13 protein-coding genes are annotated in these 14,968 nt (G+C 64.2%); 9 read left to right on the top strand and 4 right to left on the bottom strand.

Features of this window, described 5'->3' with window-relative positions:
* Nucleotides 1–13 precede the first annotated feature (13 nt).
* Nucleotides 14–802: a spermidine synthase gene (locus ACSVHC_RS19090; RefSeq protein WP_439181213.1), complete on the bottom strand. Its 789-nt coding sequence runs from the start codon at nucleotides 800–802 to the stop codon at nucleotides 14–16.
* A gap of 2 nt (nucleotides 803–804) precedes the next feature.
* The gene (locus tag ACSVHC_RS19095) at nucleotides 805–2,034 is read right to left on the bottom strand and encodes an aminotransferase class I/II-fold pyridoxal phosphate-dependent enzyme (RefSeq protein WP_437770684.1); all 1,230 of its coding nucleotides are present in this window, start codon (nucleotides 2,032–2,034) and stop codon (nucleotides 805–807) included.
* 105 nt (nucleotides 2,035–2,139) lie between these two features.
* Between ACSVHC_RS19095 and coaD the strand changes: the two genes are divergently transcribed.
* The 7 genes from coaD to ftsY all read left to right on the top strand — a co-directional run bounded on the left by coaD (nucleotide 2,140) and on the right by ftsY (nucleotide 10,224).
* Nucleotides 2,140–2,625, top strand: a complete 486-nt coding sequence (coaD, locus tag ACSVHC_RS19100; protein ID WP_284984588.1) for a pantetheine-phosphate adenylyltransferase — start codon at nucleotides 2,140–2,142, stop codon at nucleotides 2,623–2,625.
* Between the two features lie 146 nt (nucleotides 2,626–2,771).
* Nucleotides 2,772–3,299, top strand: a complete 528-nt coding sequence (locus tag ACSVHC_RS19105) for a YceD family protein (protein WP_059387665.1) — start codon at nucleotides 2,772–2,774, stop codon at nucleotides 3,297–3,299.
* 32 nt (nucleotides 3,300–3,331) lie between these two features.
* On the top strand, nucleotides 3,332–3,535 hold the full coding sequence (gene rpmF, locus ACSVHC_RS19110) for a 50S ribosomal protein L32 (RefSeq protein WP_028264646.1): 204 nt from the start codon (nucleotides 3,332–3,334) through the stop codon (nucleotides 3,533–3,535).
* A 23-nt stretch (nucleotides 3,536–3,558) separates the two neighbouring features.
* Nucleotides 3,559–4,290 carry a ribonuclease III gene (gene rnc / locus ACSVHC_RS19115; RefSeq protein WP_437770683.1) on the top strand — a complete coding sequence of 244 codons (732 nt, stop codon included), beginning with the start codon at nucleotides 3,559–3,561 and terminating at the stop codon, nucleotides 4,288–4,290.
* Between the two features lie 6 nt (nucleotides 4,291–4,296).
* The gene (mutM, locus tag ACSVHC_RS19120) at nucleotides 4,297–5,289 is read left to right on the top strand and encodes a bifunctional DNA-formamidopyrimidine glycosylase/DNA-(apurinic or apyrimidinic site) lyase (protein ID WP_437770682.1); all 993 of its coding nucleotides are present in this window, start codon (nucleotides 4,297–4,299) and stop codon (nucleotides 5,287–5,289) included.
* A gap of 97 nt (nucleotides 5,290–5,386) precedes the next feature.
* Entirely contained in the window at nucleotides 5,387–8,980 is a 3,594-nt protein-coding gene (gene smc / locus ACSVHC_RS19125; protein ID WP_439181214.1) for a chromosome segregation protein SMC, read from the top strand.
* Nucleotides 8,981–9,000: 20 nt separating this feature from the next.
* On the top strand, nucleotides 9,001–10,224 hold the full coding sequence (gene ftsY, locus ACSVHC_RS19130; RefSeq protein WP_437770680.1) for a signal recognition particle-docking protein FtsY: 1,224 nt from the start codon (nucleotides 9,001–9,003) through the stop codon (nucleotides 10,222–10,224).
* 76 nt (nucleotides 10,225–10,300) lie between these two features.
* Here the strand turns inward: ftsY and ACSVHC_RS19135 are convergent, their stop codons facing one another.
* Nucleotides 10,301–11,536, bottom strand: a complete 1,236-nt coding sequence (locus ACSVHC_RS19135) for an MFS transporter (protein ID WP_437770679.1) — start codon at nucleotides 11,534–11,536, stop codon at nucleotides 10,301–10,303.
* Between the two features lie 225 nt (nucleotides 11,537–11,761).
* Between ACSVHC_RS19135 and ACSVHC_RS19140 the strand changes: the two genes are divergently transcribed.
* Together ACSVHC_RS19140 and ACSVHC_RS19145 are read left to right on the top strand one after the other, a co-directional pair.
* A complete protein-coding gene (locus tag ACSVHC_RS19140) occupies nucleotides 11,762–13,096 on the top strand; it encodes an ammonium transporter (RefSeq protein WP_345449953.1) in 1,335 nt (444 codons plus the stop codon).
* Nucleotides 13,093–13,431 (top strand): P-II family nitrogen regulator, encoded by a 339-nt coding sequence (locus ACSVHC_RS19145; protein WP_028264639.1) that lies wholly within the window; start codon nucleotides 13,093–13,095, stop codon nucleotides 13,429–13,431. Before ACSVHC_RS19140 ends, ACSVHC_RS19145 begins: the two co-directional genes overlap by 4 nt.
* 87 nt (nucleotides 13,432–13,518) lie before the next feature.
* On the opposite strand, the gene ACSVHC_RS19150 is transcribed toward ACSVHC_RS19145, so the two are convergent.
* Complete coding sequence (locus ACSVHC_RS19150; protein ID WP_437770678.1) at nucleotides 13,519–14,919, bottom strand: glucose-6-phosphate dehydrogenase; 1,401 nt, start codon at nucleotides 14,917–14,919, stop codon at nucleotides 13,519–13,521.
* Between the last annotated feature and the right edge of the window lie 49 nt (nucleotides 14,920–14,968).

Below are 14,968 nucleotides of genomic sequence, written 5' to 3' on the forward strand. Positions count from 1 at the left end.
CCGAAAGGCGGGGCTAGCCCGATAGCCGGTCCAACTCCACTCCGCTCAGCACCGCCGCGGGGTGCGGCCCACGGGCCAGGAGTTCGGCCGTCCACTCGGCCGGCCACGGCCGGCGCGTCCCCACCAGGATGATGTTGCCGGGGTACCGGCCGGCGAACATGCCGCTCTCGGCGAAGGCCGCGACGTCGGGCATCGCCCGTCGCATCGCGGCGGCCTGGCTGCGCACCAAGGTCAGGGCCGCTTCGTCCCCGACATTGACGATGAGCACCCCATCGGGCCGGAGCCGCGCCGCGGCCTCTTCATAGAACTCCCGGCAGGCGATATGTGCCGGAGCCTCGGGACCGGAGAAGATGTCCAGGATCACGACGTCGAACTTGAGTTCCGTGGGCAGTTCGGCGAGGGTTTCGCGTGCGTCGCCGATATGCGTCTCCAAGCGGGTGCCGTCCGGCATGGGCAACTTCTGCAGCACGAAGTCGAGCAATTCACGTTCGAGTTCGACGGCGTGTTGTTCCGAACCGGGCCTCGTCGCCCCGATGTAGCGGGCCAGGGTCAAGGCCCCCGCGCCGAGATGGAGGGCAGTAATGGCTTGCCCTCCTGGCGCGAGCAGATCCACTACATGGCCGATCCTGCGCAGGTACTCGTAGAAGATTTCCGTGGGCTCCGCGAGATTGACATGGGATTGCTCTGCGTCGCCGATGCGCAGGATGTAGGCTCCGTCAATCAGTGTGTCGGCCTCGATCGCGGCATGTTGGCCGGTGGCTCGCAGGAAGCGCCGTCCCTCGTGGTTTTGGCCGGCTGACACAGTCAGAGCTTGTCCCGCAGGGTGGCCAGCCTGGCGGCCGCTTCTTCCAGTACTTCGGTCTTCTTGCAGAACGCGAACCGGAGAAGGCTGCGCGTCCTTTCCGCCCCTTCCGGGTGGCAAAACACGGGGACGGGGATGGCCGCCACTCCTACGAGCTCCGGCAGTCGTCGGGCCAAGTCCACGGAGTCGTTGATGCCGAGGGGCGCAGTGTCGACGTTGATGAAGTATGTTCCCTGCGGCGTGTAGACGCCGAAGCCGGCGGCCCGCAGTCCCTCGGCCAGGGTGTCCCGCTTGTGCTGGAGAATGGACGCGATGCCGGTGTAGAACTCATCGGGAAGGGCAAGGCCTACCGCGATCGCACTTTGGAACGGGGTCCCGGAACTGTAGCTGAGGAATTGTTTGACCGTGCGGATCGCCGCCACAAGGTGCGCCGGTCCGCTGAGCCAGCCGATCTTCCAGCCGGTGAACGAGAACGTCTTGCCGGCCGAGGAAATCGTGACAGTTCGTTCGGCCGCTCCCGGGATGCCGGCGACCGGAAGGTGCTGCACACCGAAGGTGAGGTGCTCGTAGACTTCATCGCTGAGGATCAAGGCATCGTATTTCCGCGCGAGCTCGACGACTCGTTCCAGCACCTCGCGAGGGAAAACCGCGCCCGTGGGATTGTGCGGATTGTTGAGGAGCACAACCTTCGTGCGCTCGCTGAATGCCGATTCCATCGCGTCCACGTCCGGAAGGAAGTCCGGCGCCAGCAAGGGAGCGGTCACATGCCTGGCCCCGGCGAGTCCGATGATGGCGCCATAGGAGTCGTAGAAGGGCTCGAAGGTCAGGACCTCGTCGCCGGGTTCGATGAATGCGAGCAATGCGGCGGCGATGGCTTCAGTGGCCCCGGTGGTCACAATGACCTCGGTCTGCGGGTCCGGGGTCAGTCCGTAGAAGCGTTCCTGATGTGCGGCGATGGCCTCGCGAAGTTCGGGGATCCCTTTGCCTGGCGCGTACTGGTTGGCTCCCGCCGTGATGGCTGCCTGCGCTGCTGCCTTGATTTCCGCCGGCCCGTCCTCGTCAGGGAATCCTTGGCCCAGGTTGATGGCTCCGGTGGACATTGCCAGGGTGGTCATCTCTTCGAAGATGGTCACTCCGAGGCTGCCGTCGGCCGCGAGCAGGTTGGCGCCGCTTGCGGCACGTTGCCAAGGTGCGGCGGACGTGTTCTGGCTGGGAGAGGCCGGGCTCGTCACTGTGGGGATGCCTTCCTGGGTGCTGGCTTCCGGCTCGTCCGGCCCGCCGTTTCAGCCATGGTATCGCCATAGTGCCTGCGGCCCCGGATGCGGTAGGTTCGAACCATGAGACGCGCTGTGTGCCCTGGCTCCTTCGACCCCATCCACAACGGACATCTGGAAGTCATTGCGAGGGCCGCCGGCCTGTTCGATGAAGTCGTCGTCGCCGTGTCCACCAACTATGCGAAGAAGTACCGCTTCAGCCTGGAAGAACGCATGGACATGGCTAGGCAGACACTTGCTTCCTTGCGGGGCATCATCGTGGAGCCCATGGGCGAGGGATTGCTGGCCGAATACTGCAGGCACCGGGGAATTTCAGCGATCGTCAAGGGCCTGCGCTCGTCCTCGGATTTCGACTACGAACTTCCCATGGCCACCATGAACCGCCAATTGTCCGGCGTCGAGACTGTCTTTCTGCCGGCTGAGGCCCACTACCTCCATTTATCCTCCACGCTCATCAAGGAAATCTCCCTCTTGGGCGGCGATGTGTCCGATTTCGTGCCTAAATCGGTGCTCAAGCGGCTCCTCGCTGGCGGGTCGGCAGCGGAGTAGCTCCGCAACGGGTAAGCTGGATCGGTACCTCGGGCAGAACGCGTTGTAATTGACCCGGTTTGAGTCCGCTCACGCGTTCAGGCTAAGATGGTACGTCGGTCATATGTTCTACAGGAGTTCTCATTAAGCGAGATGCAAGTTCGCCCTTGACGCTGGACGTCAAGGACCTCGGACGTAGTCCAGGAAGCATGCGGACGCTCACGGAACATGTACCCGCGCCAAGTGACCTTGGCGTGGCACTCATTGGCGTTCAGGAAGGCTCGGATATCGAGCTCGACCTGAGGCTTGAGGCCGTACACGAAGGAATTCTGGTATCTGGAACCGTATTCGCTGAAGTCAAGGGCGAATGCGGACGATGCCTGGATCCCCTTGCGTATGACCTTGAGGTCAATGTGCAAGAACTTTTCTTCTATGAGGGCGTCGAGCTTTCGGACGAAGAAGACGATGAAGAGCAACGTCGAGTCGAGCACGATCTAATCGATCTTGAACCGGTGTTGCGGGACGCGGTTGTAACCATGCTGCCGTTCCAGCCGGTGTGCCGGGAAGACTGCCAGGGCCTCTGCTCAATATGCGGAGTGCGTCTGGAAGACGAGCCGGGGCACCACCACGAGGACCTGGATCCTCGCTGGGCTGCCCTAGCTGAACTGGCTAAGACCGACCGGCAAACTGATTAGTAAGTGCTGACTAAAAGAGAAATGAGATAGCCGTGGCTGTTCCCAAGCGGAAAATGTCTCGCGCAAATACACGCGCCCGCCGTGCCCAGTGGAAGGCAACTGCCCCCAACTTGGTCAAGACCATCGAAAACGGCCAGGTTGTTTACAGCCTGCCGCACCAGGCAAAGGTCGTAACCGACTCTGCCGGGACCGCGCTGTTCCTTGAATACAAGGGCCGCAAGGTCGCTGACGTCTAAATCCGCCAAAAGGCTGACAAAGGATGTCTTCAACTGAAGAGCTTCTGAAGCGTCTCGGTGTCTCCATTGACGCCGAGACGCTTCGTCTTGCTCTGACACATCGTTCATACGCGTATGAAAATGGCGGGATTCCCACCAATGAGCGCCTCGAGTTCCTGGGCGACTCCATCCTGGGCTTCTCCGTGACCGATTCGCTGTACCGCGACAACCCGGCGCTGCCGGAAGGCGACCTAGCGAAGCGACGCTCCGCCGTCGTGAGCACCCGCGCGTTGGCGGGTATCGGCCGGGACCTTGGCATCGGCGAATTCATCTACCTCGGGCAGGGCGAAAGGCTCACCGACGGTAAGAACAAGTCTTCTATCCTTGCGGACACCATGGAAGCGCTCATCGGCGCAACCTATCTTTCCAACGACATTGAGACTGCCCGGCAGCTCGTCATGCGGCTCGTTGGGCCCTTGCTCAAGGACGCCGCAGCCCTCGGTGCCGGCACCGACTGGAAGACCAGCATGCAGGAGCTTGCCGCCAGCCGTCAGCTCGGGTCCATCTACTATGCAGTCGAAGGCTCCGGCCCGGACCACGCGCGCAGCTTTGAGGCAGTGCTCCAGATCGGCGGCACCGCCTACGGCAAAGGCACGGGACACTCCAAAAAGGAAGCCGAACAGGAAGCAGCCGCAGATGCGTGGCGCACCCTCAACAGCAAGGTCACGCTGAACAGCAAAGCCGACTCTCCGGCTGATCCTGCGCACAGCGACTGACTCCACATGCCGGAACTGCCCGAAGTCGAAGTGGTCCGCCGCGGCCTGGCACGTTGGGTGCGCGGCCGGACCATCACGGCCGTGGAGGTCCTGGATCCCCGTTCCATCCGCCGCCACGCTTTGGGCACGGAGGACTTTATCGGCAACCTTGAGAACACCACGGTTTTGGATGTCGTCCGCCGCGGTAAGTTCCTGTGGATGCCCCTGCGAACCGAGGAACCCCGCAGTGCGGGCAACGCCGCCGAACTGCCAGGCGGGGCCGCGTCCGTCGAAACAATGCCCGGCGTCGCGCTGATGGCGCACCTTGGTATGAGCGGGCAGCTCCTCATGCAGGACCCTGCGGTCCCCGATGAGAAGCACCTCAAAGTACGTCTCCGTCTTAGCAGCTCCGACGGCATGCCCGAGGAGTTGCGGTTTGTGGACCAGCGGATCTTCGGCGGACTGTTTATCACTTCCCTTGTACCGACGTCCGACGGCGGCCCCGGCGGCCAGGGTGAGACCCCCCTTCCTGAAATTGCCGAAGAAGCCTCGCACATCGCCCGCGATCCGCTGGACCCGCACTTTTCCTTTGACGCGTTCTACCGCAAGGTCAAAGCCCGCAAGACCGGTCTCAAGCGTGCCCTGTTGGATCAGGGTGTCATCTCCGGGATAGGCAACATCTACGCCGATGAAGCCCTCTGGCGGGCCAGGCTCCACTATGCCAAGCCGACAGACACCCTCAAGCGGGCCGATGCCGTGAGGCTCGTCGACGCGGCGAAGGAAGTCATGAGCGACGCCCTCGCCGCCGGTGGGACGAGCTTTGATTCGCTCTATGTCAATGTCAACGGAGCTTCGGGATACTTCGCGCGGTCCTTGGATGCCTACGGCCGGGAGGGCGAGCCGTGCAGGCGTTGTTCCGCCGTTGGACTTCCCGGTGTGATTAAACGGGAGCAATTCATGAACCGCTCCTCGTACACTTGCCCGATCTGCCAGCCGAAGCCGCGCAACGGCCGCTGGTAGCACGGATTCGCCGGTTTGCCCCGCAAATCCGGGCATTTCCGCCGTCGGGCAGTAGATTGAGAACGGGAATTCAGCCACTCAGGAGATCCGAAACACCTTGCATCTGAAAAGTTTGACTGTCCGGGGATTCAAGTCGTTCGCGTCGGCCACGACGTTCGACTTCGAGCCGGGCGTCACCGCCGTTGTCGGCCCCAACGGTTCGGGCAAGTCCAATGTGGTTGACGCGTTGGCCTGGGTCATGGGCGAACAAGGTGCCAAGACCCTGCGCGGCGGCAAAATGGAAGACGTCATCTTCGCCGGCACATCGGGGCGGCCGCCCCTGGGCCGAGCGCACGTTGCCCTGACGATCGACAATTCCGATGGCGCCCTGCCGATCGAATACAGCGAAGTCACCATTTCCCGCACATTGTTCCGGACGGGAGGATCCGAGTACGCCATCAACGGCTCGCCATGCCGTCTCCTGGACATCCAGGAGCTGCTCTCGGATTCAGGTCTTGGTCGGGAGATGCACGTGATCGTGGGGCAGGGGCAGTTGGACCGGGTCCTGCACGCCACCCCCGAGGACCGCAGGGGATTCATTGAAGAAGCCGCAGGCATCCTCAAGCACCGGCGTCGCAAGGAAAAGACCGTCCGCAAGCTGGAAGCCATGCAGGCGAACCTGCAACGCCTTGGTGACCTCACGGCGGAAATCCGCCGTCAACTTACGCCGCTCGGCAAACAGGCCGAAGTCGCCCGCCGTGCCCAAACCGTGCAGTTCGACGTCCGCGACGCCAAGTCCAGGCTCCTGGCCGATGATCTCGTCCAGCTCACCCGGACGTTGGAGAAGGACGTCGCCGACGAGGCCGCGTTGAAGGAGCGCCGTGAGGTAGTCGAAGCGGAGCTTGGGGCAGGCCGTCAACGCCAGATCCGCCTTGAGCAACTCGCGGCTGAGGCCACGCCCAGACTCAATGCGGCCAGGGACAACTGGTACCAGTTGTCGGCAACCAGGGACCGGCTCCGCGCCCTGGGATCGCTTGCAACCGAGCGCCGCCGCCTCCTCGGTGCCTCCGATGCTGCCCCGGATTCGGGCCGCGACCCGGACCACCTGGACCGCCAGGCCGCCCGGGTCCGGCAGGAACAGTCGGAGCTGGAGCACGACATCTTGGCGAAGCAAGCAGGCCTTCTCGAGGCCACGGCGGCCAAACAGGAAGCCGAGAACCTGGCCGCGGCCGAGGACAAACGCCTGACGGCCGTGTTGCGGGCAGCAGCTGATCGCCGTGAAGGCCTCGCGAAGCTCGTAGGCCAATTGGCTGCCGCACGCTCCCGGGCCGAGGCGGCCGAGGCTGAGCGGGGCAGGCTCAGGGACTCGCTGGCAGCCGGTGAGGAACGGCGTCGGCACGCGCAAAGCGAGTTCACGGCCCTCGAGTCGCAGGTGGCCGGTGTCGAAGACGGCGAAGAAAGCCTCGACGCCGAATACGAGGACGCCAGCGCCCTTCTTGACGAGATCAACGCCGAGATCGAAGCGTTGAAAACTGCCGAACGCGAAGAAGTCCGCGAACGCGATGCCCTCACCGCCCGCCGCGATGCTTTGCAGCTTGGACTCAACCGCAAGGATGGTTCTTCACGGCTTCTGTCCTCGGACCACCCTGGAGTCCTGGGTTCGCTTGCTTCCCTCCTGACGGTGGAGCCCGGGTATGAGACGGCCGTGGCCGCAGCACTTGGCACTGCTTCCGACGCCGTCGTGGTGGCAGACAGCGCGGGGGCCGTCGCCGCGCTGCAACTATTGAAGGACGCCGACGCCGGACGCGCCTCGCTTTTGGTGGCAGGCGCTGCACCCTCAGCGGATCCCGAGCCTGGCCTGCGGGAATTGCCGGTACTGCCTGACGGTGCGCGCTGGGCCGCCGGGTTGGTGGCGACTGACGCCCCCGAAGCGAGTGGCGCAAGGACCATTCTCGCGTCCACCGCCGTCGTCGACGACTTGCACGCGGCGGCAAGCCTCATTGCCGGCAACCCGGAGCTTACCGCGGTGACCCTCGAAGGCGACTTCTTCAGTGCCTTGACGGTGGACGGCGGCTCGGCGACGGCGCCGTCGCTTCTTGAGGTCCAAGCCGCAGTGGACGACGCCGACGCCCGGCTCCTGGAGCTCACCACGCGTCTCGAGCGGGGAAAGTTCGCCCTTGCTGGAGCCGAAGCGCGCCGGGCCGATGCCCGGGAACGTGCGAACGCCGCGCTGGACAATCTCCACGACTCGGATGCCCGCCTGGCCGCCGTCGCGGAACGGCTTGGCCACCTGAATTCCCAGTTGCGCAGCGCGGTCGCGGAACGCGATCGAATGGCGGAGTCCCTGGCCAAAGCCGAACTGAACATCGCCGTGGCAGAGGAATCCCTTGAGCTTGCGGCGGAACGGCTGGCCGCGGCAGAAGAAGCCCCCCAGGAGGAAGAGCCTTCCACGGAGCACCGCGATGCCTTGGCCAGGGCTGCCAGCGACGCCCGGTCCCGTGAGATGGAGGTCAGGCTGGGCTTGCGAAGTGCCGAGGAACAGCTCGCCGCGACCAGCAACCGGGCCGCTTCCCTGGAACGGGCCGCCGCGAGCGAACGGCGGGCACGTGAGGAAGCCGCGCGCCGGGCTTTGCGACGCAAAGCCCAAGCCGAGCGGGCCTCGGCCGTTGCTTCCGCCGTCGAACAGACTGTACGTTTCGTTGACGTATCAGTGGACCTCGCCGCCCGCGACCGCGATGTCGCCGAGGCAGTCCGGGAGCAGCGCGAAAAGGAACTCGCTGATGTCCGGAGCAGCAACGAGAAGTTGGCGCAGGAGCTGGCGGGACTGACGGATTCCGTGCACCGCGACGAACTCGCCCGGGCCCAGCAAAGGCTCAGGATCGAAGCGTTGGAAACCCGCGCCATCGAGGAGCTGGGCCTGTCGGCGGAGCAACTCGTGGCCGACTTCGGTCCGGAGCAGCTCGTTCCCGTGCCCGCCGCGACCGTGGACAAATGGGCCGAACTCCGCGCACCCGTGGACGAAGACGGAAACGCCATCGTCGAGGGTGTTCCCTTCGTCCGCGCCGAGCAGGAGAAACGGCTCCGCAAGGCTGAGCGGGACCTCGCCGCCCTTGGCAAAGTGAACCCCTTGGCGCTTGAGGAATTTGCCGCACTTGAGGAACGCCACCAATTCCTGAGCACGCAGTTGGAAGACCTCAAGTCCAGTCGCAAAGACCTTTTGGACATCATCAAGGAAGTGGACAACCGCGTCCAGCAGGTCTTTGCTGAAGCCTTCGCCGATACTTCCAAGCAGTTCGACCACGTCTTCGCGCGGCTCTTCCCGGGCGGGGAAGGCAAATTGGTGCTGACGGATCCCGATGACATGCTGACCACCGGCATCGAGGTGGAGGCAAGGCCTGCCGGCAAGAAGATCAAGCGGTTGTCCTTGCTTTCCGGTGGCGAACGATCGCTGACGGCTGTCGCGTTGCTCGTGGCGATTTTCAAGGCGCGGCCTTCGCCGTTCTATGTCATGGACGAAGTGGAAGCCGCGCTGGACGATACGAACCTTGGCAGGCTCATCACGATTTTCGAAGAGCTGCGCGAGTCCAGCCAGTTGATTGTCATTACGCACCAGAAGCGGACCATGGAAGTCGCGGACGCCCTCTACGGAGTGACAATGCGGGGCGATGGCGTGTCCACCGTCATCAGCCAGAGGCTCGGTGCCGAGGTCTAGCTTTGTGAGAAGCTAGGGGAGTGAACGATCTCCTCCCCATTATTTTGTCCATTGTCGCTGCCATCGTGGTGGTCGGAGGGCTGATTCCTGTCCTGCTCAAGGCGCGGAAGTCCTCCTCGACTTACGCTGGAACGCGCGACGCCAACGACCCCGCTGACAAGGCGCGGGCAGGCGGCGGAACGATCGTCGACGACGCCCCCGGGAACGCGCCGGATCGCACGGCGCCGGGACCCGTCGTCGAACCCGCCGACCTCGCTGTGCCGGAGACCGACGTTCCGGATGACGCCGCGGGCCTGGAACTCATCCAGGTGGAGACCCCTGCGCCTGTCGAGGGCCGCCTCAACCGGCTTCGGGCGCGACTGGTCAAATCCAACAGCATCCTCGGCAAGGGGCTCCTGGCCCTGCTTTCGAGCGACAAGATCGACGAAAACGTCTGGGACGAAGTCGAAGAAACGCTGCTCCTTGCCGACCTCGGCACCGAGCCCACCATGCAGCTGGTCGATGCCCTGCGTGCACGGGTAAAAGTGCAAGGCACCCGCAGTCCAGAGGACGTCAAGGCACTCCTGCGCGAGGAACTCATCAAGCTCGTGGACCCGACGATGGACCGCAGCCTGAACGTGGAACGCAAGGGAGCCCACCCGGCCATCATGATCGTCGTCGGCGTCAACGGGGTCGGTAAGACCACCACCGTCGGCAAGCTCGCGCGCGTTCTCGTCGCCGAAGACAAGGACGTCCTGCTGGGCGCGGCCGACACCTTCCGTGCGGCGGCTGCGGAGCAGCTCGCCACGTGGGGCCAGCGTGTCGGCGTCGCAACCGTCAGGTCGCACGTCGTCGGCGCGGACCCCGCCTCTGTCGCCTATGAAGCAGTCAAGGCCGGCATTGAGCAGGAAGTGGATGTCGTCATGATCGACACTGCCGGTCGCCTGCAAAACAAGGTGGGCCTCATGGACGAGCTCAGCAAGGTCAAGCGCGTGATCGAGAAGCTGGCCGAAGTGGACGAAGTCCTTCTGGTACTGGACGCGACCACAGGCCAAAACGGCCTGAACCAGGCAAAGGTCTTCTCCGAAGTAGTCAACATCACGGGAATCGTCCTCACGAAGCTGGACGGCACCGCGAAGGGCGGGATCGTCGTCGCCATCCAAAAGGCCCTTGGCGTGCCGGTCAAGCTCGTCGGCCTCGGCGAAGGACCCGACGACCTCGCGCCATTCGAGGCCGAAGCCTTCGTCGACGCCCTGCTCAACTAGCCGCGTCCAGCCCAACTAGCTCGCAGTTGTTGTCGTTATGAGCCTTCAAAACGACAACAACTGCGAGCTAGTTGGGCTAGTCGACGCTTTCGGGGACGCGCTGCATCGGCTCGCGTGCCGCGGACCAGCCGACGGCGGCGAGCAGGAGGATTCCGCCCGTTGCGCCGAAGGCCCAACCGTAGCCAAGCCCATCGGCCAGGAGGCCGACCAGGACCGGACCCACGATGGCTCCGGCATCGGAGGCCATCTGGAAGACCGCCAGCACCTTGCCGCCGGAGCGGCCACGACCGATGATGTCCCCGACGGCGGCCTGCTGGGCCGGGTTCAGCAAGCCGGAGCCGAAGCCGGCCGCGGCAGACGCCGCGAAAAACGCCGGTAGATTGCCGGTCAACCCGATGGTGGCGGTGGCCAGGCCAGTGACGACCAAGCCCAGCAGCATCATGGGCTTGCGGCCGAAACTGTCAGCCATGCGGCCGGAGAAGGTCAGCGCCAGCGCGTTTCCCCCTGCAAACACCGCCAGCGCCCACCCCGCCGAGGCCGATCCTCCGGCCAGCACGACCACCGCGAAAAGTGGCACAGTGGCCATGCGCACGCCGAAGGTCGCCCAGCCGTTGCTGAAACTGGAGAACAGGGCGGCCCGGTAGGCAGAATCGCCCAGGGCCTCCTTCATGCGCATCGCCGGCCCCGCCGCGCCGCCTTGCTTCGCTGCACCTGAACTGCCCGTCAGCTGCGTGCGTACCACCAGGGCCGCAAGGACCAGGGCCGCCGCGTAGGCGAGGAACGGGACGCGCAGGCCGAAGCCGGCCAGCAAACCGCCAACCACGGGCCCCAGGACGCTGCCGATCAGGAAGGCGGAGGCGTACGCGCCGGAGACCCGTCCACGGCTTTCCGGAGGGGCGAGCCTGATCAACAGGCCCATCGCCGCAACGGTGAACATCACGGACCCGGCTCCGCCAAGGCCCCGGAAGACCAGCAGCTGCCAATAGTTCTGGGCGAAGGCGCAGGCCGCCGTCGAAGCCGCCACAATCAGCAGCCCTGCAATGTACACCGGACGTTCGCCGAAGCGGCCCATCAGGGCACCCCCGGCCGGAGCAAACACCAAGCGCATGAAGGCAAAAATACTCACGATCACCGCGGCTGCCGTCGCCCCGACGTCGAAAGTCGTGGCGAACTGGGGGAGCACGGGCGCCACGAGGCCAAAACCCAGTGCGATCAGGAACGCTGCCGCCAACATCACCTTGATGTCCCGCGGCATTGCAGCCTTTGGGGCCCTCGCTCCTTGATTGGCGGGGGACTTCGGGCTTGCGGTCATGGTGTCGGAGTCCTCTGGGTAGTGGGAACGCGGGGGAAGTGGAACTGACGAAACATATCGGTAACACGAGTGATATGCACCATTTACGTTCGAGAAGTTCTTGTAACAGCCCCGCAATCTAAAACCTTCGCAGGTGAAACACGGCCCCGCAAAACTCTTACATAGAACGCAAATGCGTTGGGACAGGCGGCTCAGCCCGCATCTAAAAGCAGAGAGGACGCAGACATGGACTTCACCGCCGGTCTCGTTTGGCTCCTGGTCGCATCAGCCTTCGTGCTGTTCATGACCCCGGGCCTGGCATTCTTCTATGGCGGCATGACCCGTGCCAAGGCCGCCTTGAACATGATGATGATGAGCTTCATCGCCATCGGCACAGTGACCCTTGTATGGGTTCTATGGGGCGCCTCGATGTCCACGAGCAACACGGACAACTTCTTCGAGCTCTTTGCGAACCCGTTCAGCCACTTCGGCTTGCACAACTTCACGGATCCGGCAGACCTCCTCCACGTCGGATACGCCGCTACCTTCGCGATCATCACCGTCGCCCTCATCTCCGGTGCCATCGCGGACCGCGCCAAGTTCTCGGCATGGACGCTGTTCACCCCGATCTGGGCCACCCTCGTCTACGCGCCCTTGGCCTACATGGTCTGGGGCGGCGGCCTCTTCTCGGCAACCGGCTGGTTCGGCCAGACCTTCGCTCCCGTCATCGACTTCGCCGGCGGCACCGTGGTGCACATCAACGCCGGTGTGGCAGGCCTGATCCTCGTCCTGATCATCGGCAACCGCAAAGGCTTCGGCAAGGACCCGAACCACCGCCCGCACAACGTGCCCTTGGTCATGCTCGGTGCAGCCATCCTCTGGTTCGGTTGGTTCGGGTTCAACGCCGGTGCTGCGGCAAACGTGCAGCAGGCCGGCCTGATCTGGATCAACACTCTCGTCGCCCCGGCAGCCGCCATGCTCGGCTGGCTTATCGTGGAACGCATCCGTGACGGCCACCCCACCTCGCTCGGTGCGGCATCGGGCGTCGTCGCCGGCCTGGTTGCCATCACCCCGGCTTGTGCCAACGTTTCCCCGCTCGGCGCCATCGCCCTCGGTGTTGCCGCCGGCGTTGCCTCGGCCCTCGCGGTCGGCCTCAAGTTCAAGCTCGGCTACGACGATTCGCTCGATGTCGTCGGCGTCCACCTCGTGTCCGGCATCATCGGCACCGTGGCTATCGGCTTCCTCGCCACTCCGACCCAGGGTCCCGCAGGCCTGTTCTACGGCGGAGGTACCACACAGCTGGTCGCACAGTCGCTGGCGGCACTCTGCTCGATCGTCTTCACCGGCGTCATGACCTTCATCATCGCCTACCCGATCCACAAGCTCATGGGCTTCCGCATCTCCGAACGCCAGGAGATCGCCGGTGCAGACCTCAGCCTGCACGCCGAAACGGCATACGAGTTCGGCGTCGGAGGCCATGGCGGAAGCTTCCAGCCCCTTCACGACCTCATCACCGGCAAGGTATCGTCCGAAGCAACCGACGAAGCATCCGTATCAGGCAAGGAGAGTGTCCAGGCATGAAACTCATCACGGCGATCGTCCGCCCGGAGAAGCTCGACGCCATCCGCGAGGGGCTCGAAGCCTACGGGGTACAGGGACTGACGGTCAGCGCGGCCAGCGGCTACGGCCGGCAGCGGGGTTACACCGAGGTGTACCGCGGGGCTGAGTACAACGTGGATCTGCTTCCCAAGATACGCGTGGAGGTCCTGGCCACGGATGAGCAGGCAGACGACATCCTCGATGTCCTGATTGCTTCCTCCAACACCGGCCGTGCCGGTGACGGCAAAGTCTGGACCGTAGACGTCTACGAAGCTGTCCGTGTCCGCACGGGCGAGCGAGGCGCAGCAGCCATCTAAGGCACCAACGCAAAGAGGGGCCGGATACCTGGAAAGGTACCCGGCCCCTCTTTGCGTGTGCGCTTTCGAAGGAGCGTGGCCGCCTGGTTAGTCCCCGACGGCGGTTGGCCAGTCCACGGGACCGGGCCCGCCGGCGTCGTATTTTTCGAGCGGGACGGAATCCTTGGCCCAGGCCTTGATCACGGGCTCGATGATCCGCCAGCAGTCAACGGCGGTGTCGCCGCGGACTGAAAGCAGGGGATCTCCGGTGATGACGCCCTCCAGCACTTCTCCGTAGGGCAGCAGATCGGACGCATTCAATTCCGCGTTGAGAGTCACGCGATCCAGCGTGAAGATGTTTCCGGGACCATTGACTTCGACATCGAGCTCCAGGGTGTCGGGGCCGAAGCCGATGCGCAGCCGGTTAGGAGAGCCCACGCCCTCGAATCCGGTCGGCAGGTGCGGGACAGGACGGAAGGTGACGATCGCCTCCTTCCGCGCGGCACCCAACGCCTTTCCAGACCGCAGGATGAAGGGGACACCTTTCCAGCGCCACGTGTCTATTCCCACTTCGACTTCTGCGAGCGTCTCGGTTTCCCGGGCCGGATCCACGCCCGCTTCCGCGGCATAGTCCGGCACGTCCCGGTCGCCGATCCGGCCGGCGGTGTAGCGCGCCCGACGGGTGGACTTCTTGTACGGTGCGGTGATGCTGCTCGCACGCAGCACCGTTGAAATCGCGTCGCGGAGATCGCGCTCGCCGATGCTTGAAGGGGCATCGATGGCAAGCAATGCCATGATGTGGAGCAAATGGCTCTGGATCATGTCCTTGAGGGCGCCGGCTCCGTCGTAATAGCGGGCCCGTCCTTCGAGTGCGAGGTCTTCGTCGAAGATGATCTCCACCTTCTCGATGTGGTCCCGGTTCCACACAGGCTCCAAGAACCTGTTGGCGAAGCGCAAGCCCAGGATGTTGAACACGGTGGCCTTGCCAAGGAAGTGGTCCACGCGGTGAATGTGGTCCTCCGGGACCAAAGCGGCCAGCGTCTTGTTGAGGTCCCGGGCGGATTCGGAGCTGGATCCGAAGGGTTTCTCCAGCACCAAGCTTGTCTCGGGAGGAAGTTCCTTGGCGGTGAGGACCTCGCAGGCCTTCTGGCTGATGTGCGGGGGCAAAGCGAAATAGACGGCGATTGGTGCTTCAAGCCCGGCCAGGAGTGTCGCGAGCTGGCCGTCGGCCGTGACATCCAGTTGATGGTAATCAGTGCTTTTCTCCAGGGCCGCGATTGCTTTCTTGCCCGCGGCGCCTGCGCCGCTGGCGGCCTCCTCGAACGCAGCACTGACGCGTTGGCTCCATTGCTGGGGCGTCCACGGATCGGAGCCGGCTCCGACAAGCTTCAGCCCGTCTGCGAGGCCGCCGGCCACGAGCCTGGCCAGGCCCGGCAACAGCAATCGGCCCGTCAGATCTCCGGAGGCACCTAGGATGAGCAACGTATTTACTCTTGTTTTGCTGGTCACTGTGCCAGCATGCCATCTTGCAGGCGCGTCTTGGTACCCTAGATAGTCG

This window comes from Arthrobacter sp. KNU-44 (assembly GCF_051843155.1).
GTDB lineage: Bacteria > Actinomycetota > Actinomycetes > Actinomycetales > Micrococcaceae > Arthrobacter.

Bases quoted from the DNA above. Each gene is read 5' to 3' on its own strand.
- coaD (WP_284984588.1), top strand. From the start codon at position 2,140: ATGAGACGCGCTGTGTGCCCTGGCTCCTTCGACCCCATCCACAACGGA.
- rnc (WP_437770683.1), top strand. From the start codon at position 3,559: ATGTCTTCAACTGAAGAGCTTCTGAAGCGTCTCGGTGTCTCCATTGAC.
- mutM (WP_437770682.1), top strand. From the start codon at position 4,297: ATGCCGGAACTGCCCGAAGTCGAAGTGGTCCGCCGCGGCCTGGCACGT.
- ACSVHC_RS19135 (WP_437770679.1), bottom strand. From the start codon at position 11,536: ATGACCGCAAGCCCGAAGTCCCCCGCCAATCAAGGAGCGAGGGCCCCA.
- ACSVHC_RS19140 (WP_345449953.1), top strand. From the start codon at position 11,762: ATGGACTTCACCGCCGGTCTCGTTTGGCTCCTGGTCGCATCAGCCTTC.
- ACSVHC_RS19145 (WP_028264639.1), top strand. From the start codon at position 13,093: ATGAAACTCATCACGGCGATCGTCCGCCCGGAGAAGCTCGACGCCATC.